The 21,449-nt window shown below is 72.1% G+C and carries 22 protein-coding genes and 2 pseudogenes; 14 read left to right on the top strand and 10 right to left on the bottom strand.

Annotated elements, in window-relative coordinates; translation table 11 throughout:
• Positions 1–69: 69 nt before the first annotated feature.
• The 5 genes and pseudogenes from ACFXMG_RS34620 to tgmC all read left to right on the top strand — a co-directional run bounded on the left by ACFXMG_RS34620 (position 70) and on the right by tgmC (position 3,281).
• The gene (locus ACFXMG_RS34620) at positions 70–300 is read left to right on the top strand and encodes a hypothetical protein (RefSeq protein WP_383827906.1); all 231 of its coding nucleotides are present in this window, start codon (positions 70–72) and stop codon (positions 298–300) included.
• A complete protein-coding gene (locus ACFXMG_RS34615; RefSeq protein ID WP_383827908.1) occupies positions 297–542 on the top strand; it encodes a hypothetical protein in 246 nt (81 codons plus the stop codon). The genes ACFXMG_RS34620 and ACFXMG_RS34615 overlap by 4 nt, the downstream gene beginning before the upstream one ends.
• Positions 543–835: 293 nt before the next feature.
• A complete protein-coding gene (gene tgmA, locus ACFXMG_RS34610) occupies positions 836–1,099 on the top strand; it encodes a putative ATP-grasp-modified RiPP (protein WP_383827910.1) in 264 nt (87 codons plus the stop codon).
• Between the two features lie 5 nt (positions 1,100–1,104).
• Positions 1,105–2,070 (top strand): annotated as a pseudogene (tgmB, locus tag ACFXMG_RS34605) (ATP-grasp ribosomal peptide maturase).
• Positions 2,067–3,281 (top strand): ATP-grasp peptide maturase system methyltransferase, encoded by a 1,215-nt coding sequence (gene tgmC / locus ACFXMG_RS34600; RefSeq protein WP_383827912.1) that lies wholly within the window; start codon positions 2,067–2,069, stop codon positions 3,279–3,281. Before tgmB ends, tgmC begins: the two are co-directional and overlap by 4 nt.
• A gap of 535 nt (positions 3,282–3,816) precedes the next feature.
• Here tgmC and greA read toward each other — a convergent pair.
• A complete protein-coding gene (gene greA, locus ACFXMG_RS34595; protein ID WP_031013045.1) occupies positions 3,817–4,314 on the bottom strand; it encodes a transcription elongation factor GreA in 498 nt (165 codons plus the stop codon).
• Positions 4,315–4,503: 189 nt separating this feature from the next.
• Positions 4,504–4,905, bottom strand: coding sequence for a DUF4307 domain-containing protein (locus tag ACFXMG_RS34590; protein ID WP_383827914.1), 402 nt, complete (start codon positions 4,903–4,905; stop codon positions 4,504–4,506).
• Between the two features lie 99 nt (positions 4,906–5,004).
• Here ACFXMG_RS34590 and mca point away from each other — a divergent pair, with 99 nt between their 5' ends.
• The 4 genes from mca (at position 5,005) to ACFXMG_RS34570 (ending at position 8,572) form a co-directional block, all read left to right on the top strand.
• The gene (gene mca / locus ACFXMG_RS34585) at positions 5,005–5,886 is read left to right on the top strand and encodes a mycothiol conjugate amidase Mca (RefSeq protein WP_383827916.1); all 882 of its coding nucleotides are present in this window, start codon (positions 5,005–5,007) and stop codon (positions 5,884–5,886) included.
• The gene (locus ACFXMG_RS34580; protein ID WP_383827918.1) at positions 5,879–6,121 is read left to right on the top strand and encodes a hypothetical protein; all 243 of its coding nucleotides are present in this window, start codon (positions 5,879–5,881) and stop codon (positions 6,119–6,121) included. The genes mca and ACFXMG_RS34580 overlap by 8 nt, the downstream gene beginning before the upstream one ends.
• 271 nt (positions 6,122–6,392) lie before the next feature.
• Positions 6,393–7,025, top strand: a complete 633-nt coding sequence (locus ACFXMG_RS34575) for an ATP-binding cassette domain-containing protein (RefSeq protein ID WP_383827920.1) — start codon at positions 6,393–6,395, stop codon at positions 7,023–7,025.
• Positions 7,022–8,572 (top strand): hypothetical protein, encoded by a 1,551-nt coding sequence (locus tag ACFXMG_RS34570; protein WP_383827922.1) that lies wholly within the window; start codon positions 7,022–7,024, stop codon positions 8,570–8,572. Before ACFXMG_RS34575 ends, ACFXMG_RS34570 begins: the two co-directional genes overlap by 4 nt.
• 265 nt (positions 8,573–8,837) lie before the next feature.
• Here the strand turns inward: ACFXMG_RS34570 and ACFXMG_RS34565 are convergent, their stop codons facing one another.
• Positions 8,838–9,404, bottom strand: coding sequence for a Uma2 family endonuclease (locus tag ACFXMG_RS34565; RefSeq protein WP_383827924.1), 567 nt, complete (start codon positions 9,402–9,404; stop codon positions 8,838–8,840).
• 197 nt (positions 9,405–9,601) lie between these two features.
• Here ACFXMG_RS34565 and ACFXMG_RS34560 point away from each other — a divergent pair, with 197 nt between their 5' ends.
• Positions 9,602–11,623, top strand: coding sequence for a thioredoxin domain-containing protein (locus ACFXMG_RS34560; protein WP_383827926.1), 2,022 nt, complete (start codon positions 9,602–9,604; stop codon positions 11,621–11,623).
• Between the two features lie 80 nt (positions 11,624–11,703).
• Here ACFXMG_RS34560 and ACFXMG_RS34555 read toward each other — a convergent pair whose 3' ends face one another.
• Both ACFXMG_RS34555 and ACFXMG_RS34550 read right to left on the bottom strand, forming a co-directional pair.
• On the bottom strand, positions 11,704–12,102 hold the full coding sequence (locus ACFXMG_RS34555; protein ID WP_376599753.1) for a rodlin: 399 nt from the start codon (positions 12,100–12,102) through the stop codon (positions 11,704–11,706).
• A 95-nt stretch (positions 12,103–12,197) separates the two neighbouring features.
• Positions 12,198–13,232, bottom strand: coding sequence for an LCP family protein (locus tag ACFXMG_RS34550; protein ID WP_383827929.1), 1,035 nt, complete (start codon positions 13,230–13,232; stop codon positions 12,198–12,200).
• A 187-nt stretch (positions 13,233–13,419) separates the two neighbouring features.
• Between ACFXMG_RS34550 and ACFXMG_RS34545 the strand changes: the two genes are divergently transcribed.
• Positions 13,420–13,578: a hypothetical protein gene (locus tag ACFXMG_RS34545; protein ID WP_383827931.1), complete on the top strand. Its 159-nt coding sequence runs from the start codon at positions 13,420–13,422 to the stop codon at positions 13,576–13,578.
• 78 nt (positions 13,579–13,656) lie between these two features.
• Here ACFXMG_RS34545 and ACFXMG_RS34540 read toward each other — a convergent pair whose 3' ends face one another.
• A complete protein-coding gene (locus ACFXMG_RS34540) occupies positions 13,657–14,067 on the bottom strand; it encodes a rodlin (protein ID WP_383827933.1) in 411 nt (136 codons plus the stop codon).
• A gap of 218 nt (positions 14,068–14,285) precedes the next feature.
• Between ACFXMG_RS34540 and ACFXMG_RS34535 the strand changes: the two genes are divergently transcribed.
• Together ACFXMG_RS34535 and ACFXMG_RS34530 are read left to right on the top strand one after the other, a co-directional pair.
• The gene (locus tag ACFXMG_RS34535; RefSeq protein ID WP_383827935.1) at positions 14,286–14,699 is read left to right on the top strand and encodes a rodlin; all 414 of its coding nucleotides are present in this window, start codon (positions 14,286–14,288) and stop codon (positions 14,697–14,699) included.
• Between the two features lie 173 nt (positions 14,700–14,872).
• A complete protein-coding gene (locus ACFXMG_RS34530) occupies positions 14,873–15,106 on the top strand; it encodes a chaplin (protein ID WP_383827936.1) in 234 nt (77 codons plus the stop codon).
• Between the two features lie 74 nt (positions 15,107–15,180).
• On the opposite strand, the gene ACFXMG_RS34525 is transcribed toward ACFXMG_RS34530, so the two are convergent.
• Together ACFXMG_RS34525 and ACFXMG_RS34520 are read right to left on the bottom strand one after the other, a co-directional pair.
• Positions 15,181–16,440 carry an FAD-dependent oxidoreductase gene (locus tag ACFXMG_RS34525; protein WP_383827960.1) on the bottom strand — a complete coding sequence of 420 codons (1,260 nt, stop codon included), beginning with the start codon at positions 16,438–16,440 and terminating at the stop codon, positions 15,181–15,183.
• A gap of 44 nt (positions 16,441–16,484) precedes the next feature.
• The gene (locus ACFXMG_RS34520; RefSeq protein WP_383827938.1) at positions 16,485–17,792 is read right to left on the bottom strand and encodes an ATP-grasp domain-containing protein; all 1,308 of its coding nucleotides are present in this window, start codon (positions 17,790–17,792) and stop codon (positions 16,485–16,487) included.
• A 153-nt stretch (positions 17,793–17,945) separates the two neighbouring features.
• Here ACFXMG_RS34520 and ACFXMG_RS34515 point away from each other — a divergent pair.
• A pseudogene (locus ACFXMG_RS34515) lies at positions 17,946–18,950 on the top strand (glycoside hydrolase family 26 protein); the annotation flags it as partial.
• A 647-nt stretch (positions 18,951–19,597) separates the two neighbouring features.
• Here ACFXMG_RS34515 and ACFXMG_RS34510 read toward each other — a convergent pair.
• Together ACFXMG_RS34510 and ACFXMG_RS34505 are read right to left on the bottom strand one after the other, a co-directional pair.
• The gene (locus ACFXMG_RS34510; RefSeq protein ID WP_383827940.1) at positions 19,598–20,752 is read right to left on the bottom strand and encodes a GNAT family N-acetyltransferase; all 1,155 of its coding nucleotides are present in this window, start codon (positions 20,750–20,752) and stop codon (positions 19,598–19,600) included.
• Positions 20,749–21,441 (bottom strand): lipopolysaccharide biosynthesis protein, encoded by a 693-nt coding sequence (locus ACFXMG_RS34505; protein ID WP_383827942.1) that lies wholly within the window; start codon positions 21,439–21,441, stop codon positions 20,749–20,751. Before ACFXMG_RS34505 ends, ACFXMG_RS34510 begins: the two co-directional genes overlap by 4 nt.
• Between the last annotated feature and the right edge of the window lie 8 nt (positions 21,442–21,449).

Below are 21,449 nucleotides of genomic sequence, written 5' to 3'. Positions count from 1 at the left end.
ACGGAGAGCCAGGGAACTACCACGCTCCGTGCCTGGGTTCCCTTCTTTGCCCTCCGTACCTTCGTTGTCATGACGAGCGACCAGGAGACCAGGCCGAGAATCGGCGCGGCGGCCAAGGACTTGAGCACCGACAAGATCGGCTTCGTGATGGGCGAGCAGCACGGGATGGTGCAGCTCCGACCCCTGAGCGGAGGCGTCGAGTGGGAGGTAACGCCGGACCAGGTGGTGACCCCCACGGCGGAGGAAGTGCTCAGCGCCCGGGTCGCTGTCGAGAACGGCCGGAAGAGGTGGGGACTGTGAGCCGGCCGCGCGCGGTCCTCGCCTACGTGGAATGGAAGATCACCCCCGACAGGCGAGAGGGCACCGAGCCCGTCACCCACGCCTTTCAGTGCACGCTCCCGGAGTGCCTGGAGAAGTCGGACGACTCCGGCGACTGGGAGGCCCCGCAGTCGTGGGCCCTGGCGCACTCCGGCCGGCACCCCTCTCACACGTCCTACCGCGAGATCATCACGCGCCCCTACCGGACCGAGATGCTGACGTGAGCCGCGTCTTAGGCGTCATCGGCCGGTACGCCGGCCCCTTGTTCATCATCGCGATCAGCGCCTCGTGCGGGGTGTACATCGGTGTCGCTCTGGCGACCACCGCCTAAAGCTGGCCCGTCCCGAGCTGAGTACCCCGACGGAGAGCTCCCCCGCCTCCACGCCCGCTCGGGACGGGTCGTCCAACTGCCGCCCCGCATCAGCACAGTCATCGCCGGGGCGGCCGCTCCACCCCTTGTAACGGACCGTGGGCCGGCCTCTTCCCGAGTCCAGCCCGCCGAACCTTGAGGAGCACTGTGAGCACCGCTGTAGAACTCGCGCCCGTCCCCCCGTGGGGCGTCGGGCGACTCGCGCCGTACCCCCACACCATCCACCTGCCGCACTCGTCGGTCTCCGTCGACCCCGACACGCAGCTCGGGGTCTTCCTCGACCGCGAGGGCCACGTCGTCGAGATGGGCCAGCACGGCACCAGCTCCGGCACCGAGACCTCCACGGTGACCAGCCCCGACGGGCAGTCCGGCAACGACCAGGGCCACGACCAGGACAGCAACACGGACTAGTGGCCATGACCGAGAAGAGGCCCGTGCTCGTGGCCACCGAGGCGGACGACGTCACCGCCGACATGGTGATCACGGAACTCAACCAGCTCGATGTGCCGGTCGTCCGCTTCAACCCGGCCGACATCGGGACGGACCTGACGGTCTCGGCTCGGTTCGGTACGTGCCCGGCCCCTGTGGCCGGGCACGTACGTACCCCGTCGAGAAACGCCCGCCTCGCCAGCGTGCGGGCGGTCTACTGGCGCCGCCCCACCTGGCCCACCTTCCCTCACCTGGGGGAGCATGACGCCCAGTTCGCTGCCGCGCAGGTTCGCTTCGGCCTGGGCGGCTCCCTGTACGCGATGCTGGAGGGGCCCGTATGGGTGAACCACCCCCTCCGTGTGGCGGCTGCCGACTACAAGCCCGCCCAACTGGCCCTGGCCCAGAGTCTCGGCCTGATGGTGCCACCGACCCTTGTGACCAACGAGCCCTTCGAAGCACGGAAGTTCATCAGCCTGCACGGTCAGGTGATCTACAAGACGCTGCGCTGGACGCCTTACAAGCAGGACGGCGTTCCGCTGGCGGCATGGGCCGACCTGGTCACCGCCGAGGAGATCGACGACAGCCTGCGGGTGGCGCCCCACCTGTTCCAGGCCGTGGTGGACAAGGCGGCCGACCTCCGCGTCCTGATCGTCGGCCGATAGGTGTTCGCCGTACGGATCACGTCCGCGTCCGGCCTGCTGGACTGGCGCAAGGACTACTCGGCACTGTCCTACGAGGTGGTAGACCTGCCCGGGATGGTCGAGAAGGCGCTCCTGGCCTACCTGGAGCACTACGGGCTGGCCTCCGGCAGCTTCGACCTTGCCGAGGACCAAAAGGGCGACCTGTGGTGGCTGGAGCTCAACCCCAACGGCCAGTGGGGGTGGCTGGAGGGCCCCACCGGCTTGAAGATGTCCGCCGCGTTCGCGGCCCTCATGGCAGGAGAGATCGCGTGACCGATACCGCGCCCGAGCGGCGAGCCCTCGCCGACCAGCTCGTACAGGCCGGCGCCCTCAAGACGCCGGAATGGCGAGCGGCCGTCGAATCGGTTCCCCGCGAGCTGTTCCTGAATCCTGGGGTCTTCCTTCCCGAGGGTGCCCGCTGGCGGCCCGTGACCGCCGTCGGCACCGACCCTGAGGAGTGGGTTCGGACCGCCTACTCCCTGGACACGCTGACCACCCAGCTCGACGGACATCTCACCGCCGACCAGGTCAGCGAGCCCGTGGCAGGACTGCCCACCTCCTCCTCGACGATGCCGGCGCTCGTGATCGGCATGATCGAGAGCCTGGACGTGGAGGACGGCCACCAGGTGCTGGAGATCGGCACCGGCACCGGCTACTCCGGTGCGCTGCTGTGTCACCGCCTCGGCGAGGACAACGTCACCACGGTCGAGGTGGACCCGGGCGTCGCCGCGCGGGCGGATGCCGCACTGGAGGCGGCCGGCTACTCCACGTGGACAGTGACCGGAGACGGCCTCCTCGGGCACCCTCGCCGGGCACCCTACGACAGGGTCATCGCCACCTGCCTGGTCCGACGCATCCCCTACACGTGGGTCCGGCAGACCAAGCCCGGCGGGATCATCCTGGCCACGGTCGGCTCGTGGGCGACCGGCAGCGGTCTGGCAAAGGTGACCGTCAACGAGGACGGTACGGCCGAGGGACGGATCATCGGGAAGGCCACCTTCATGCAGGCCCGATCGCAGGCCACCGTGCCGGTGGCCGGCGACCTCTCGGCACGCGCCGCCTACGCCGACAGCGAGCGCCAGACGAAGGTGTCGCCGCTCCTGATGGACGAGTGGATGCCGGCCTTCCTCACCCAGCTCGCCGCACCTGGCGCCCAGCTCGTCCACGCCAGGACGAGCGAGGGCGGACAACTCCTCTACCTCTTCGACTCCGAGCGCGAATCGTTCGCCCAGTTCATTGCCGACGGAGAGGGCTGGCGGGTTCGCCAGGGCGGGCCTGTGTCCCTGTGGGACGAGGTGGAGGACGCGCTGGCGGCCTGGCAGGGTGCGGGCAGCCCGGACATCACCGCCGTACGGCTTCACATCACCGACCGGTGTCACACGTACTGGATCGGCGGTCAGCAGATCAGCACCCGTACGTCGTCGCACTGGATCGGCGACGGATCGGCGCTGCGGTGGCAGCACCGCCTGACCGACCGGCCGTAGCCGGCCGAGAGGCTGGCACCAGCCCCCGACCCCGCATGGGGTGAGGGGCTGGTTCCCTTCAGCTCGGGCTTCTGTCGCACGAGGTGATCACGCCCTCGATGGATCTTGGGTATGGGCTGGTGCGGAGAGGTGGGTACCGACCGGAGGTTGTTGCTTTCCGTGTCCAGCCTGTCACCAGGCGCTTGCCCCCGCAGCGAGGTCATCAGTGATGCCCAAGGTCATCCAGAGCATGGACGAGTTCCAGACCCTGATCAACCTCCGGAGGCGCAGTCCTCAGCCGTTGAGTCCTCGATCGAGATCACCGAGTAGGTGTTGAACTCCTCCTCGGTGATCCGCTCGTACGGCGAATGGGGGCGGGTGCCGTCCGGCATCAGGGTGGTGCCCTCGATCTCGGGCAGCCAGGGCGGTCACGCCACCGCCGCACCCTCTCCGTCCGCAAGTACCGCTCCGCCTCCGTCTGAGCGCGGGAACGCCGAAGGGCCGGCCCCCACGGGGGACCGGCCCTTCGTCACGTACGGAAGGGGGAGGGCGGGCCTCAGCCGGTGTACGGCTTCGCGCTGAGGATCTTCACCATGGCCTTCTTGCCGTTCGGCAGCTCGTACTCGGCGTCGTCACCGGCCTTCTTGCCGTTCACGCCGATGCCGAGCGGCGACTGCGGCGAGTAGGTCTCGATGTCGCCGGACGCGTACTCGCGGGAGGCGAGCAGGAAGGTCATCGTGTCGGACTCGTCGCCGTCGAAGGCGATCGTCACGACCATGCCGGGCTCCACGACGCCGTCGTCCGCCGGGGCCTCGCCGACCTTGGCGTTCTGAAGCAGCTGGGTGAGCTGGCGGACCCGGAGCTCCTGCTTGCCCTGCTCCTCCTTGGCCGCGTGGTACCCGCCGTTCTCGCGCAGGTCGCCCTCCTCGCGCGCGGCGGCGATCTTCGCGGCGATCTCGGTACGCGCGGGACCAGACAGGTACTCAAGCTCGTCCTTGAGCTTGTTGTACGCCTCCTGGGTGAGCCAGGTGACGTTGTCGCTGGTCTGGGTCACAGGTGCTCCTCGTAGGTACTGGGAATACAAAGCATCGCCCTACGCGGGAAACGGTCGCTTCCCGGGTGGGCGAAAGCACGAGCCTAACAATGAGTGGCGGAAAGCGGGAGGACATAAACCATCGGGATGGCGTCGGTCCAGGTCACCGCGGCGACCCGCCGGAACTCGCTGCCCTTTCCCTACCCACCGCTACCGCGGCGTACACCCCAGCAGCTCGGCGCTGGTGGCACGGGCGGTCGTGCGGAGCGAGTAGACGCGGTCCACCCGGCCGGCCGGTTCGTCGACCACGACGTCCTTGCGGGCCACCTCGGCCCCGTCCTCGGAACGGGACCGGAGCGTGCACACGCCCTCGACGCCCTCGTCCTTGCGGATCTCCAGGTGCACCTGCACCTCGGAGTCGCTCACCACGTCGAACTTGATCATCTCGGCGCTGATCTTGCTGTCGACCACGTAGTGCCAGCCGTACCAGCCGATCAGGGCCAGGAAGAGGACCCCGAGGACCGAGCCGACGATCCGGAGCTTCCGGTCGGCCCGCTCGTCCGCGGAGCGCCCGTAGCGCCCCTCGGGCAGCTGCTCTCGCACGGCGCTCATCTATCGGTCCTCTCCGAGCCGGGGGTGGCGGAATTTTCGTCCCCCCGATTCCGTCACTATAGAGACCACCCTCCGCGCCGAATCACTGAGGATCGAGTCTTGACTGAGCAGCTGCGACTGATGGCCGTTCACGCCCACCCCGACGACGAGTCGAGCAAGGGTGCGGCGACCATGGCCAAGTACGTGTCCGAGGGGGTGGACGTCCTCGTGGTGACGTGCACGGGCGGCGAGCGCGGCTCGGTCCTGAACCCCAAGCTCCAGGGCGACCCGTACATCGAGGAGAACATCCACGAGGTGCGCCGGAAGGAGATGGACGAGGCCCGGGAGATCCTGGGCGTCGAGCAGGAGTGGCTCGGCTTCGTCGACTCCGGCCTCCCCGAGGGCGACCCGCTGCCCCCGCTCCCCGAGGGCTGCTTCGCCCTGGAGGACGTGGACCACGCGGCCGGCGAACTGGTCCGCAAGATCCGCTCCTTCCGTCCGCAGGTCATCACGACCTACGACGAGAACGGCGGGTACCCGCACCCCGACCACATCATGACCCACAAGATCACGATGGTGGCCTTCGACGGCGCGGCCGACGCCGAGAAGTTCCCCGAGGCCGAGTTCGGCCCGGTCTTCGCGCCGCAGAAGCTCTACTACAACCAGGGCTTCAACCGCCCCCGCACCGAGGCCCTGCACCAGTCCCTCCTCGACCGGGGCCTGGAGTCCCCGTACGGCGAGTGGCTGGAGCGCTGGAAGGAGTTCGAGCGCAAGGAGCGGACGCTCACCACCTTCGTCCCCTGCGCCGACTTCTTCGAGACCCGCGACCGCGCGCTGATCGCGCACGCCACCCAGATCGACCCCGAGGGCGGCTGGTTCCGGGTCCCGATGGAGATCCAGAAGGAGGTCTGGCCGACGGAGGAGTACGAGCTCAGCAAGTCGCTGGTGCCCACCTCCCTCCCCGAGGAAGATCTCTTCGCGGGCATCCGCGACAATGCCTGACATGAGCGCACACCTCGCACTGACGCAGCTGGTCCCCTTCGCCGCCGAAGAGCTGGACAAGAACAAGGTGACCCCCGGCGTCCTCGGCTTCGTCGTCTTCGCGGTCCTGGCCCTCGCCGTCTGGGCGCTGATGAAGTCGATGAACCGCCACATGAACAGCATCTCCTTCGAGGAGACCCCGGACCCGGCCGAGCCCGCGGAGGCCGCCGGGAAGTCCCCCGCCGCCACGAAGTAGCGGCACGCCGGCCCGCACCCGCACCCCGGGCGCGGGCCGGCGCGGACTGGGCATCCGGCCCACCGTGTACCCCGCGCGGCGCGCCCGCGGCCGCGGCGGAGTCCGGCCCGCACCCGCACCCCGGGCGCGGGCCGGCGCGGACCGGGCATCCGGCCCACCGCGTTCCCCGCGCGGCGCGCCCGCGGCCGCAGCGGGGTCCGGGGAGCACCTGACCGCCTGCCACGCGTCGCGCGCCCGTGCGCGGCCGCAGCCGACCCCTCGGGAGCGGACCGTGAGTGAAGTGCCCGCGCTTGCCGCGGAGGGCGCCGCCGTCGTCCTGGACGGGACCACCCTCCTGGCGCCGACGACGTTCGCCGTGCCCGCGGGCGGCTTCCGGTGCCTCACCGGAAGCAACGGCTCCGGGAAGACGACGCTCCTCCGGGCCTTCCTGGGGAGCCGCCGGCTGACCGACGGCGCCCTGCTCTTACGGGGCGAGCCCGCCGACCTGACCAGGCCCCGGCACCGGCGGCTCGTGGCGTCGCTCGTCGAGCCCGTGCCCGTCGCCCGGGACATGACACTGCGCGAGCAGGTGACCCTGGTCGCCGCCTCCTGGTACGGCAACACCGCCGCGACCGGCGAGCGCGCCGAGGAGACCCTCGCGAGCCTGGGCCTCACCCCACTCGCCGAGCGCTTCCCCTCCCAGCTCTCCTCCGGCCAGCTCCAGCTCTTCCACCTCGCCCTGACGCTGGTCCGCCCCGCCGGGATCGTCCTCCTCGACGAACCCGAGCGGCACCTCGACACCGACCGCGTCGCCCTCGTCGCCGGCCTCCTCGCCGAGCGCGCGGCACAGGGCACCGCCCTCCTCGTCGCCACCCATGACGCCACCCTCGTCGAAGCCTGCGACGGCGTCATGGAGCTCGGATGACGACCGGCACCCGCACCACGGCCGGACCCGACGCCGCCGAACGCGTCCACGCCGTACGGCACCGCTACGCCCGCCGCGGCGACCGGGGCACCGCGCGGGACTGGGCGTACCCCGTCTACCTCACCGTCGTCCTCGTCCTCGTCTACGTGGTGCCGGTCGTCCACCTGATGAGGACCTCGCGGCCGCTCCTCACCCTGGAGTCCTCCGCCGCGGCGACCCCCGTGGCCTGCCTGGTCGCGGCGGCGGCCGTCTGGGGCGCCCAGCTCGCCGGCCGGTACTGGGGACCGCTGGTGCTCAAGCCCTTCCTGCTCCACGTGTTCATGTCCACCGACCTGCCCCCGGCCCGGTACCTCGGCACCCTCGCCCACCGCCGCCTCGCGTACGCCGCACTCGGCACGCTCCTCGCCGTGGCCACGGCCACGTTCCTGCTGACCGACCTCTTCGACCAGCCAGGCGCCGCGCTCGTGCCGCAGGGCGCCGCCGTCGCCGTCGGCATCGGCGCCCTCGCCCCCGTCGCCTGGCTGTGGGGCCAGGTCCGGCCGGTCCGCGACAACGCCCTGCTCGCCGCCGCCACGGCCGCAGCGGCGGCCGCCATGACCCTGCTCGCCCGCTCCGCCCCCCTGGCCGCCACCGGCCTGTGGCTCACCGCCGCCGCGACCGCGCTCGCCGCCGCGGCCCTCGCCCGCTCCGGCTTCCGATCCCTCGGTACGGTCGACCTCGCCCGGCTCGCCCGCGAGTCCGCGCGCGCCGCAGAGGCTCAGACCTTCGCCTGGACCGGCACCCTCCACCACGCACTCGACCTCTACCGCCCCGAGCCGCGCGGACTCACCACCGCCCTGACCCGCCCCGACGGACGCCTGCGCGGCCCCCTAGCCCAAGGCGCCGTCCGCGCCCTGCGCACCCCGGGCCGCGCCCTCGCCGCCGCCGTCTCCCTCCCGGCCGGCGGCATCCTGCTGGCCCTCGGCCTCACCGACCCGGCCGCCAGGACGGCGACACTCTCCTGGCTGACCGGCGCGGCCCTCGTCTACGCCGGCTCCGGCTGGACCGGCGAGACCTGGCGCGCCCTACGCGACGAACTGACCCGGCCCCCGCTCCTAGGCGGAGGCCGGCGCGCCCTCCTGGCCCGCACCCTGGCCTGGCCGACCACCGCGGTCACGACAGCGACAGCCCTGGCGACCACCGCCACGCTCCTTTCCCTCGGCCCCCTCCCGACCACCCGGGTGACCGACACGGCACTCCTAGCCGCAGGAACGCTTCTCCTCGTCCTAGGCGCCAGATTCCTCCGCGAGATGAAAACGAACCTCCCCATCGAACTCCTCCTCCCCATCGTCACCCCCCTAGGAGACCTCTCCGCCCTCCGCGTCTTCCTCTGGCAGTTCGACGGCCTCGCCACCGTCCTCACCGGCGTCCTCATCCTGAACGCGATCCCCACAGCCCCCGCCGCAACCCTGACCGCCGCAGCCCTGACCGCCTGCTGCACCTGGGCAGCCCTACGCCGCACAGGCTGGACCCTCCGCACCCTCTCCACCCACCTCGCCCAGGAGTAGTCCGCGGCTCCCACGCGCCTCAAGGCGACTACATGTGCCGCGGCGCGGAGCCTCGATGGGAGCCGTCGTCCTGTGGCCCAGAGCTCTGCTGCACCCCCGGAACTCCTTCTTGGTCGCACATGGCCACGCTGAGTATCCACGTCGACCCACCGCGGGGCGTCGAACTCGTCCTTGAACCAGGCCGTCTGTCCGCCCGACCTCGATGTCGAGAGGCGAACGGCTGGCGCTCGCCCTCGGCGCCGCGGCGACCGTCATCGTTCGTTCCTTACAGGTCCCCGAGATCGACCGTGATGGAGAAGGGTGCGGTGGCCTTCACCGTGCCGGTGAACATCTCGCCGTCCCTGTAAGCCTTGGTGGCGGGGTCGAGAACGTAGGTGTAGATGATCGGGACACCGGTGACGGCCTGCTCGACCCGCCAGTAGAAGGGGATGCCGGCCTTGGCGTACTGGTCCACCTTCACGACCCGGTCGGTTGTCTCCGAGCCGGGCGACACGACCTCGACGACCAGGAGTACGTGCTCGGGGCGGGTGGGCGTGAGGTCGATGGTTTCCGCCCGGTAGACGGTGACGTCCGGGCGGCGGTTGGTGAGCGGAACGTCCTGGAGGCGGACGTCGAAGTCCGTGTCGGCGTTCCAGTCCGGGCCCGCGGCGGTGTCCAGGGCGTTGGCCAGGATGCGGGCCAGTCGGTTGTGCCGCTTCGAGGCGCTCGGGCTCACGACGACCATTCCGTCCACGATCTCGATGCCGGCGCACTGCTCCTCGGACCAGGAGTCGTACTGCTCCGCGCTGATCTGCGCATGCATCCACGCGGGCGCCACCATCTCGGCGGTCATGGTGTACCTCCTTCGAGGAGCCTCGGCAGGTCCGGCGCTGCTGCGCCCAGCCTACTGTTCCGAGGTGCCGGGTCGCCCGACACCGAAGGGGGAGGAGTCGCCCGCAACGTGATGGCTCACCAGTGCAATTCGGCCATGTGAGGCGGGCGCGTCAGGGTTTCGTCAGTCGTGCCAGGCGTTGTGAGAGGCTGGCACGTATGAACCGGTTGGCTGGTATGACCTCGCCTTATCTGCTTCAGCACGCTGACAATCCGGTCGACTGGTGGCCGTGGGGACCCGAGGCGTTCGAGGAAGCGAAACGGCGCGATGTACCCGTTCTGCTGTCGGTCGGTTACTCCGCGTGCCACTGGTGCCACGTGATGGCTCACGAGTCCTTCGAGGACGAGGGGATCGCCGCGCTGGTCAATGAGCACTTCGTGGCCGTGAAGGTGGATCGGGAGGAGCGGCCCGACGTCGACGCCGTGTACATGGAGGCGGTGCAGGCGGCCACCGGGCAGGGTGGGTGGCCGATGACCGTGTTCCTCACGCCCGACGCGGCTCCGTTCTACTTCGGGACCTACTTTCCGCCGGAGCCGCGTCACGGGATGCCGTCCTTCCCGGAGGTGCTCGACGGGGTGCGGGCCGCCTGGAGCGACCGGCGGGGGGAGGTCGCGGAGGTGGCCGAGCGGATCGTGAAGGATCTCGCCGGGCGGTCGCTCGCCGTCGTCGGGGACGGGCTTCCCGGGGAGGAGGAGCTGGCCACCGCGCTCCTCGGGCTCGTCCGCGAGTACGACGCCACCCGCGGCGGCTTCGGGGGCGCCCCGAAGTTCCCGCCGTCGATGACCCTGGAGTTCCTGCTCCGCCACCACGCCCGTACGGGCTCCGAGGGCGCCCTCCAGATGGCCGCCGACACCTGCGAGGCGATGGCCCGCGGCGGGATCTACGACCAGCTCGGCGGCGGCTTCGCGCGGTACGCCGTCGACCGCGCCTGGGTCGTGCCGCACTTCGAGAAGATGCTGTACGACAACGCGCTGCTCTGCCGCGTCTACGCCCACCTGTGGAAGGCCACCGGCAGCGACCTCGCCCGCCGGGTCGCCCTGGAGACCGCCGACTTCATGGTCCGCGAACTCCGCACCCCCGAGGGCGGCTTCGCCTCCGCGCTCGACGCCGACTCCGACGACGGCACGGGCAAGCACGTGGAGGGCGCCTTCTACGCCTGGACCCCCGCCCAGCTGGAGGAGGCCCTCGGCGCGCAGGACGCGGCCCTCGCCGCCACCCACTACGGCGTCACCGAGGACGGCACCTTCGAGCACGGCGCCTCGGTCCTCCAGCTCCCCCAGGAGGCGGGCCCCGCCGACGCGGGCCGGATCGCCTCCATCCGTACCCGGCTGCACGCGGCCCGCGAGCGGCGCGAACGCCCCGGCCGCGACGACAAGATCGTCGCCGCCTGGAACGGCCTCGCCATCGCCGCCCTCGCCGAGACCGGCGCCCTCTTCGACCGCCCCGACCTGGTCGAGCGCGCCACCGAGGCCGCCGACCTGCTGGTCCGCCTCCACCTCGACGACGGCGGCCGGCTCGCCCGTACCTCGAAGGACGGGCGGGCCGGCGCCAACGCGGGCGTCCTGGAGGACTACGCCGACGTCGCCGAAGGCTTCCTCGCCCTCGCCGCCGTCACCGGCGAGGGCGCCTGGCTGGACTTCGCCGGCCTCCTCCTGGACATCGTCCTCGACCGCTTCACGGCCGAGGGCGGAGCGCTGTACGACACGGCCCACGACGCCGAGACCCTCATCCGGCGCCCCCAGGACCCCACCGACAACGCCACCCCGTCCGGCTGGACCGCCGCCGCCGGAGCACTGCTCTCGTACGCGGCCCACACCGGCTCGGAGGCCCACAGGACCGCCGCCGAGGGAGCCCTCGGCGTGGTCAAGGCGCTCGGCCCGCGCGCCCCCCGCTTCATCGGCTGGGGCCTCGCCGTCGCCGAGGCCCTGCTCGACGGCCCCCGCGAGATCGCGGTCGTCGGCGCCGCCGCCGACCCCGCCTTCCAGGAGCTGCGCCGTACGGCCCTGAGGGCGACCACCCCCGGAGCGGTCCTCGCCGCCGGAGCCCCCGACGGCGAGGAGTTCCCGCTGCTGCGGGACCGCCCCCTGGTCGCCGGGTCACCCGCCGCGTACGTCTGCCGTCACTTCACCTGCGACGCACCCGTCACCGACCCGGACGCCCTGGCCCGGCTGCTGCGCTGAGCTGAGGCGGCGAACGGACACGGCCCCGCCGTCCCTCCGAAGAGGGGCGACGGGGCCGCGCCGTGGCCGAGCGGCTTCGCTCAGTGGTTGCCGGCGCCGTTGCCGGACAGCACGGGGATGTCGCTGAGGATGTGCGACAGCGGCTCGTCACCCTTGGCCTGGGTGGAGTTCTCGACGCACTGCTGGTTCTGCGGGGAGGACAGGACGTTGATGTCCTGGACCGCGATCGGGATGGCGCCGATCAGCGAACCGGCGTTGACCTTGGCCGGGAGGCCGATGCACGGCTTGTTCAGGGAGCCCTGGACGAGCGCGAACTGCGGGCTCATGTTGCCGTAGGTGGCGGAGTTGCCGAACTCCTGGTGCGCGCCGTTGCCGGAGAGCGAGGTCGTGCCACCGTCATCAGCGATCGCGAGCGCCTGCCCGGCCGTCGCGCCGACGACCGAAACAGCCACCGCAGCGGTCGCGAGGAGCTTCTTCATGTTCTGGCCTTTCGATGACTGACTCGCGCTGAGTGCCGAGCCGTGCTGATCAACTGGGGTGAGAGGCGGAGGTTCCGGTAAGTCCACCGGACGGCCTACGGGCAGATGAGCGAAGACCCCCGGGCGGGCTCGTAGTCGGCGACCGGGATCTCGCTGGGCGCGACGGCGTCGCCGGGCGGCAGCGGGAGGTCCTGGCGGAGCCGGTCGAAGACCTCGGCCGCCCCCTCCTCGTCCCAGCCCACGGTGGACCCGACGCCCGCGATGTTCGGGTTGAAGCCCCGTACGGGCACGGTCGCGAGCTCGAAGCGGGAGGGGCCGACCGCCTTCAAGCGGGCGGCGAGCGTGAGGAGTTCGGCGGTCGAGATGCCCCGTTCGGCGGCGGCCGTGCCGCGCAGGGTCGAGGCGAGCGCCTTCAGCTTCGCGGGGTCCGCGAGGATCCCGTCGGACCTGACCCGGTCCAGCGTGTTGACGAGGAACTTCTGCTGCTTGCGGATGCGGCCGAAGTCCATCTCCGCGTCCGCCTTCCGCGAGCGCACGTACTGCGTGCCCTCCCCGCCGCCCACCCGGGTGGTGCCGGCCGCGAGGTCGAGCCCGGTCGCCGAGTCCTTCAGCGGTGTCGCCGTGCAGACGGCCACACCGCCGTCGATCCGGTCGACGGTGTCCATGAACCGCCGGAAGTCGATCTCCAGGTAGCGGTGCACGTCGAGTCCGGTCATCGCCTCGACGGTCTCGACGGCCAGCGACGAACCGCCTTCCGCGTGGGCGGCGTTCATCTTCGCGAGGTGCGGGTCGTGGACGGCGCCGGTCCGCCGGTCGGTGTGCGGGCCGGGGAGTTCGGCGAGGGAGTCGCGGGGCAGCGAGACCACGCTGACCCGGTCGTTCGCGGCGGAGACGTGCACGAGCATGATCACGTCCGTGCAGTCGCAGCCCTGACCGCCGAGCCGGAAACGTTCCTTCTCGTCGGCGGTGAGTCCCGCCCGGGTGTCGACGCCGACGACGAGCAGGTTCAGTCCCCTTTCCGGGGAGGGGAGTTCGGTGGGACGTGCGAGGGCGGAGGCGAGGGCTCCGGGGGCGAGCGCGAGAAGCGCCACCGGTGCGAGCAGGAGCCGCCGCGGACGCGGGAATCTCATGCCCGCACGGTATTTCGAACCCGCTCGCACACAGATACGCGACGCGACTTCGGGCGCCTGAATCACTCCGTTGCGAGGCTTGTGTAATGATGCGGGAATAGCAGCGGAAGGAGCGAGGATGGCGCCGCCGGATCCCGGTAATCCCGGGAAATGGGAACGGATGGCCTTCATTCCGAAGAGCCGGTATGTGAGCGAACCGCCGACCGCCGACCGGATCCTGTCCCAGCGGCAGTTCCCCGTCTACTCGGCCCTGGCGACCCAGTGGTCGCAGGCGGGCCGGGCGGTGCCGGGAGTGCCGGACCGGGAGTGGGAGCGGCTGATGTCCACCCCCGTCTGGCCGCGCTAGCCGGGCCCGTACGCACGAAAGGGGCCGCCCTGGCGGGGCGGCCCCTCGACGCGTGGACGTCGCCGGGGAGGCGGAACGTCAGCCGTTGGCCACGCCGTTGCCCGACAGGATCGGGATGTCCTCCAGCAGGTGCGACAGCGGCTCGTCGCCCTTGGCCTGCGTCGAGTTCTCGACGCACTGCTGGTTCTGCGGGGAGGACAGGACGTTGACGTCCTGGACGCTGATCGGGATCAGGCCCACGAGCGAACCGGCGTTGAGCTTGGCCGGCAGACCCACGCACGGCTTGTTCAGGGAGCCCTGGACGAGCGCGAACTGCGGGCTCATGTTCCCGTACGTGGTGGAGTTGCCGTACTCCTGGTGGGCGAAGTTGCCGCTCTTGGAGGTGGTGCCGCCGTCGTCGGCGATGGCGAGGGCAGGGGTGGCCGCGGCGGCGGTGGCGCCGACGATCGAGGCGGCGGCGGCCGCGGTGGCCATGACCTTCTTGATCACGGTAGTTCCCTTCTAGAACCGGCTCCGTGCAGGGAGCCCCCTGATCAACTCGCCCCGGAGCGCCGGGTTCCGCCCCTTCACCCCGTTGGCGGAGCGCGCACGGCAGCGCTCGCCGGGGTTCCCAGTCGATCGGGTGAAGCGCCGGAACCTCCTTCCCCGGCCGCAGTTGATCCGGTCGCATCAATCACGTCGATTGGTGGGAACAGAACGGATTCACCGTGATCAAGAAGATGATGACGGCCGCGGCCGTCACCGCTTCGGCCGTCGGCGTCGCCGCCGCGGCCGCCGCCCCCGCGATGGCCATCGCCAACGACGGCGGCACGACCTCCCTCTCCGGGAACGGCGCCCACCAGGCGTTCGGCAACTCCACCACCGCCGGTGACATGAGCCCGCAGTTCTCCGCCGTCCAGGGCTCGCTGAACAAGCTCTGCCTGGGCGCCCCGGTCAAGGGCAACGTCGGCTCGGTCGTCGGCGTCCTCGTCCCGGTCGCGGTCCAGGACATCAACGTCCTGTCCTCCCCGCAGAACCAGCAGTGCGCGGAGAACTCGACCCAGGCCAAGGGCGACGAGCCGCTGTCGCACATCCTGGAGGACATCCCGGTCCTCTCCGGGAACGGAATCGGCAACGGCTGATCCCGATAGCGCACCGCAGGGCCGGAGGAAATCCTTCCTCCGGCCCTGTGTCGTGCGCGCAATTGAGTGAAAGCCGGAGTCGGAACCGCGTGCACGGTTTCCTCCGCGGGAGGGTGTCGTTGTCCCTGTGTGCGGCGGAGGCCGATCTTCCGCCGAGGAAAGGAACAGACGAAATGAAGTGCAAGAAGGCTGCCGCCGTCATCGCCGGAGTCATCATGGCCATGGGCGCGGCCACGCCCGCCTTCGCCGACGCCGAGGCGTACGGTGCCGCGATCGGTTCGCCGGGTGTCCTCTCGGGCAACGTCGTCCAGATCCCGATCCACGTGCCGATCAACGCCTGTGGCAACAGCATCAACGTCATCGGCGCGCTGAACCCGGCCTTCGGCAACGTCTGCGTCAACGCCTGACCCAGGCTCCGCGTCCGCGGAACGGCACGGCCCGGCCCCGGGGAGAGCATCCGCTCCCCGGGGCCGGTCCTCGTCTACGCCCCCACCGGCGCCGCCCGTTCGCCGCTGCGCGGCCGGCCCACCGCGCCGCCGCGGCCCCCGGCGCGCAGCCGCCGCCGTACCCCCTTCACCAGCCGTCCCGCCGTGTAGCCCGCGCCGAGGACGAAACGCATCGAGGGCCCGTACGAGGGGGCGGTGAGCAGTCCGGCGAGGAAGAGGCCCGGCCAGGAGGACTCGAAGAGGGCGCCGGTCTCGGGGGCGCCGACCGGCCCGACCGTACGCAGCGCGGACCGCAGCTCCGGGGCGAGCACCCCGGCCCGGTCGAGGGCGGGGACGAAGCCGGTGGCGGCGACGACGTGGTCGGTCTCCAGGACCGTGGCCCCGTCCGGGCCCTCGACGTCGAGCCGCAGCCGCTCGTCGCCGGTGACGGCCGCCGCGGTGATCCGGTGGCCGAGCCGCACGTCGGCGACGGCCGCGAACCGCTCGCGCAGCCACCAGGCGCCGGCCGGGCCGAGCGCCGAGTCGAAGAGCCGCGCCCGGGTCGGTGCGGGCAGCCGCCGGAAGGCGCCCGGGGTGTCGGCGTACAGCTTGTTCCGCCAGCCGCAGCCGAGCCCGGTGTGCGGGGCGCGCAGGGTGGCCCAGGGGCCGCGGTGGAGGGCGGGCGGCAGGGTGTTCCAGCGGAGCCGGTCCGCGCGGGCGACGATCCGTACGGAGGCGGCGCCGGCCTCGGCGAGCAGCGCGGCGGTCTCCAGGGCGGCCTGTCCGGCGCCGACGACGGTGACGTCCCGCCCGGCGAGGGCGCCGAGTTCGCCGTGGTGGCTGGAGTGGGTGACGTACCGGCGGGGGAGGTGCCGGAGCGGGCCGGGGACCTCCAGGAAGGGGAGCACGCCGACGGCGAGGGCGACCGTGCGGGAGCGCAGCGTCTCGCCGTCCTCGGTGGTGACGGCGAAGCCCTCCGGGGCGGGTGCCACCGAGACGATCAGCCGCTCGTCGACGGCGGGGACGGCCTGCCGGGCGAACCAGTCGCCGTAGGAGGCGAAGAAGGAGACCGGGAGCGGCACGCCGTGCTCGGCGCGGACCCCGCGGGTGGCCGCGTAGGCGTCGAGCCCGTACGCCCCCGCAGGGTCGGAGAGGTGCGAGGCCCAGGGTTCGGACTTGAGGAACATGCCGGAGGGCATGGCGTGCCAGGACTCCATGGGGCGGCCGAAGGTGACCGGGTCGAGGCCGTGGGCCGCCGCGTGGGCGGCCACCGAGAGACCGTACGGACCGGCCCCGACGACCACCAGGTCGTGCACCGGGTTCGCCTTCGCCATCGCGTTCGCCATCCTGTCTTCCGTTGTCATCGCTGGGTGAGCTGGGTGGAGGAGCCGCGGGCCGACGGGCCGGGCAGGGTGGCCGGGTGCCGGGGGCGGCCGGCCGCGAGCCGCCGGCGCACCGCCGCAGGGACCTTGCGCAGCAGGTGGGCGAGCCAGGCGCGGCCCATGGCGAGCGCGGGCGCCGGGTCGTCGGCGGCGAACCAGGCGCGCTCGGCGGCCCCCCGGGCGGCGCCCCGCTCGGGGGCGTACCGGCGTGCCGGGGAGGTCAGCAGGGAGAGCGCCGCGTAGTTCTCGACGACGAAGCGGCGGCCGTACGCGGGGGAGTGCGGCGGCACCGGGCGGCCGGTGAGGTCCAGGTGCAGGGCCCGCACCACGTCGAGCCCCTGGTGGTCGGCGAAGAGCCGGAACTGGGCGCCGGGCCGGGGGTTGAAGTCGAGCAGGTGGTAGGCGCCGGTGGCCCGGTCGAGCCGGAAGTCGAGGTCGCACACGCCCCGGTGGCCGAGCGCGTCGAGCAGCCCGCGGGCGAGCCGGTCCACGTCCGCGTTGGGCGTCCAGCGGCCGACGGCGGTGAGCCCGGCGCCGTCCGGCCAGGAGCGCTCCTTGCGGCCGGTGGCCCCGGCGGCGCAGCGGCCGGCGGAGTCCGCGTACCCGTGGAAGAACCAGTCGAGGTCCCGGCCCGGCGGCAGCCGCTCCTGGAGCAGCAGCCGGCTGCCGGCCTGCGGGGTGCGCCCGTACAGCTCCCGCACCTCGGCGAGCGAGCGGAGGATCGTCGTACTGCGCAGCCCGGTCCCGGTGGGCAGCAGCCAGGGGCGGCTCCACTTGGCGACCACCGGGAGCCCGAGCGACCAGGCCATGGCGGCGGCCTCGTCGGCGCTGGTGGGGAGTTCGGTACGGGGGTGGGGCAGGCCCAGTGCGGCGCAGGTCCCGGCGAGGGCGGCCTTGTCCGCGACCCTCAGCAACTGCTCCTCGGTCTGCTCGGGCAGCAGGATCCTGCCGGTGAGCTCGGCGCGGCGGCGGGCCAGCGCGAGGGCGCTGATGTCGTCCAGCGGGACGGCGAGCACGGGATCTGACGGCGTGTCGGTGATCTCGCCGGCGATCCGGAGCAGCAGCGCGGCCAGTTCGGTGGAGGCGGCCGAGGCGGGGCGGGGGCGGACCGAGCGCACGTACCGCGAGCGGGCGACGGGGCTCTCGCTCGCCTCGACGACCGCGTGGACGGGGATCCCGGCCCGGCCCAGGGAGCGGGCGGCGCCCAGGGTGCCGTGATGGAAGGGATTCCGGTCGAGTCGCACGAGGACTGCGGGTACGCGGGTGTCGAAAGGCGGCACGGGCATTGCACCTTCATCTCGGGTGCCCCAACTGGGCGATGAAATCCTCTAATGGACTACGGAGCGGAGGAAAGCGGAGTTCACGGTCGGCTCATTAGGAATACTTTCGGAGTATCGGATTGACTGAGCGTCAAATGGCGTGCGTGTGAAGGAGCGGCCATGGAACCTGTCGGAGGAACACCCAGAAGAAGAAGGACATGGCTGGGGGTGATCACCGCCGGCCTCCTCGTCTCGGGTTCGGTCGTGCTGTCGGCACCCGCCCACGCCGCCGCATCCCTAACGACGGAGGACCCCGGTCCGACTCTCCCCGGCACCACGGCCATGGGCGCCTTCCTCGATTCGGGCGAGCTCGGGGTCGCCCGGATCGGCCAGCTGGAGCGCTGGCTCGGCGGCCGCGAGCTCCGCGTCGGCCACACGTACCTGCCCGGCGACCTCTGGTCCAACATCGAGGGCCCGCCCGGCTTCCTCGACGCGTGGGCCGACTGGCGCAACGCGAAGCGGGATCGGATCTTCGTCCTCAACGTCCCCATGCTGGAGCGGAACGAGGCGGGGGTCTCCGACCAGGAGGTCCGCCGCCAGCTCCAGCTCGGCGCGGCGGGCTACTACGACGACCACTTCCGCACCCTCGCCCGCCGGCTCGTCGAGGCGGGGGCCCTGGACACGGTCCTCGTCCTCGGCTGGGAGATGAACGGCACCACGTACACCCACCGGTGCGCTCCCGACCCGACCGCCTGGAAGAAGTACTGGAACCGGATCGTCACGACCATGCGGTCCGTGCCCGGCGAGAAGTTCCGCTTCGACTTCAACCCGAGCCGGGGCCGGGACGCGGTGCCGTGGACCGAGTGCTATCCGGGCGACGACGTCGTCGACATCATCGGCATGGACTCGTACGACCAGCCTCCCGGCGCCGATTTCGACCGGCACGTGAACGAGCCGTACGGGCTCCAGAAGCAGGTCGATTTCGCCGCCGAACACGGAAAGCAGATCTCGTACCCCGAATGGGGGCTCTTCCGGAACGGCGACAATCCGACGTACATGCGGCGCATGCTGGAATGGATCCGCGACCACAAGCCGCTGTACCACACGATCACGGACTACTGCCCGCACGGCGTCTGGCAGTGCGACCGGAATCCGCAGTCGTCCCGGGTCTTCCGGGAAATGCTGTATGGGGTGGAGCCGGTGGAGCCGGTGGAGCCGGTCGAGCCCGTTGATCCGGTGGATCCGGTGGATCCGGTGGATCCGGTTGACCCCGTGGATCCGGTCGACCCTGTGGATCCCGTTGACCCCGTGGATCCGGTCGACCCTGTGGATCCGACCCAGCCCGAGCCGAAGCCCGAGCCGAAGCCGGAACCGAAGCCTGAGCCGAAGCCTGAGCCGAAGCCGGAACCCAAGCCGGAACCGAAGCCTGAGCCGAAGCCTGAGCCGAAGCCTGAGCCGAAGCCGGAACCCAAGCCGGAACCCAAGCCGGAACCGAAGCCGGAACCGAAGCCGGAACCGAAGCCGGAACCGAAGCCGGAACCGAAGCCGGAGCCCAAGCCCGAGCCCAAGCCCGAGCCCAAGCCCGAGCCCAAGCCCGAGCCCAAGCCCGAGCCCAAGCCCGAGCCCAAGCCCGAGCCCAAGCCCGAGCCTGAGCCGAAGCCTGAGCCGAAGCCTGAGCCCAAGCCCGACTGTTGGAAGGTCGAGCTCGGGGACTGGGTGGAGAGTTGGATCGGTGGGTCGGTGTGTGTGCCCAAGGACACCGGGTGGAAGGACGACCTGGAGGTCGACCTAGACTGGAAGGGGGCGCTGAACGGCGTCTGGCCCTTCTGAGGTCAGCCGCCGGGCGCGGGCACGGGCGCGGGGGCGCGGCCGGGCAGGCGGGCGAGGAGCCGGCCGGCCCAGGCCCGCTCCCGCGCCTGCCGGGCCGCCCAGCGCCGCGCGTCCGCCGCGCCCGCGTGGAGCCACAGCAGCGGGGCCGTGCCGCGACCGGTGAGCAGCAGCCGCCGGTTGCGGACCGGCTCCGGCCGCCAGTGGTGCTTGTACGGTTCGCTGCCCCGCAGCATGCTCAGCGTGGCCCGGCCGCCCGCGCTGGTCTCGCGCGCCCCGTGCCGCAGCAGCATCGCGGCGACGTCGACCTTGCGCTCCCGCAGCAGCGGGTCGGCGCCGTACAGGTAGCCGCCGGCGAGGCGCGGGGACATCAGGGTGAGGTCGGCGGCGACGACGTCCCCGCCGAGCCGGAACTCGGTGACCATCGCGTCGCCGCGCTCCACCATGGGCCGCACCGCCCGGGTCAGGTGCTGGGCAAACCTTTCGCTGGTGTGCTCGGCGGTGACCCCGCGGCCCCGCCACTGGAGTTGATGGAGGGTCAGGAGACGGTCGAGGGCGGCCGGCACGTCGGGTCCCGTCACCACGTGCGCGTCGATGCCGAGGGCGTCGAGCTTGCGCAGCTTGGCCCGGACCCGCTGGGCCTTGCCGGAGGGGATCCGTTCGAGCAGGCCCTCCATGGGGACGGCGGGCAGCTCCAGGCAGAGCGAGTCGGGGAGCCGGCGGCGCGGCCCGCGCCAGTGGGCGAAGACCCGTTCGGCGGCGGCGCCGGGCCGCACCTCGCGCAGGTCGACGACCGCGCCCCGCGCCGTACGGGCGATGGCGTCGGCCAGCGCGGCGGCCGCGTCCGGCCGCTCGTCGTCGAGGAGGACGTCGGTGAAGTCGGTGATGGCGCCGCCGAGCTGGGTCAGCACGGGCAGCGGGCCGGCCGCCCGCATCAGGGGCGCCGCCGCGACGAGCGCGCCGCCCCCGTCCCGTACGAGCACCACCCGCAGGGCGCCGGGACGCCCGTACGAGAGCCACCAGGAGTGCAGCCAGGAGTGGGACTGGAACGGGGTGGCCGAGGAGCAGCGCCCGTACAGGGCCGTCCACTCGGCCGCCAGCCGCCCGAATTCCTCCGGGTCACGGCAGAGCGCGGTCGTCAGCGTTCTTCCCAAGGTCACACCGCCTCCGGTTCCGGCTGGTGGGCGGCGGGCGCGGGCACGGAGGCGCCGCCGGCCGTCCCGGGGGCGGGCGCGGGGGCAGGGCGGGAGTGGCGGCCCTCGCCGCGCCCGGCGGCCCGCTTCGGGCGGACGAGCAGGGCGAGCCCTCCGAGCAGTCCGCCGGCACAGGCGCCGACCAGGGCGGAGAGCGGCGCGGACGGCGAGACCGGGGCGAGCGGCTTGGTCGCGCGGGAGAACTGGACGACCTTCACGCCCGTGCTGCCCGCGACGTGCGTGGAGTTGACGACCAGCGAGCGGGCCACCCCGTCGGCGATCGAGACCGCCTGCGCGGCCTTCGCGGCCCGGGCGGTGATCGAGATCATCGGCGCGTCCGGCGAGGTCTCCGCCCGCACGCTCTCGCGGAGGGTGGCGGCGGTGACGCCCGCCCACACCTGGGCGTCGCCGGTGACCGCGATGTCGGTGGCGACCCGGCCGTACGCCTGGGCGAAGCCGAGCGCGGCCGCCGGGTCGGACTTCTCGCCGGGTACGACGATGACGTAGCTGGTGGCGGCGTACTCGGGGGTCGTGAGGGCGCCGTAGCCGCCGCCGAGCGCGGCTCCGGCGACCACGGCGGCGGGCAGCACCGCCCAGCGGCCGGGGGAGCGCAGTCGGGCGGGCAGGCGGACGGCTCGGGGTGGGGTGGTGGTCATGACGGGCT

It is taken from the genome of Streptomyces sp. NPDC059201 (assembly GCF_042754585.1).
GTDB lineage: Bacteria > Actinomycetota > Actinomycetes > Streptomycetales > Streptomycetaceae > Streptomyces.
This window is presented reverse-complemented; position numbering and strand designations above follow the sequence as displayed.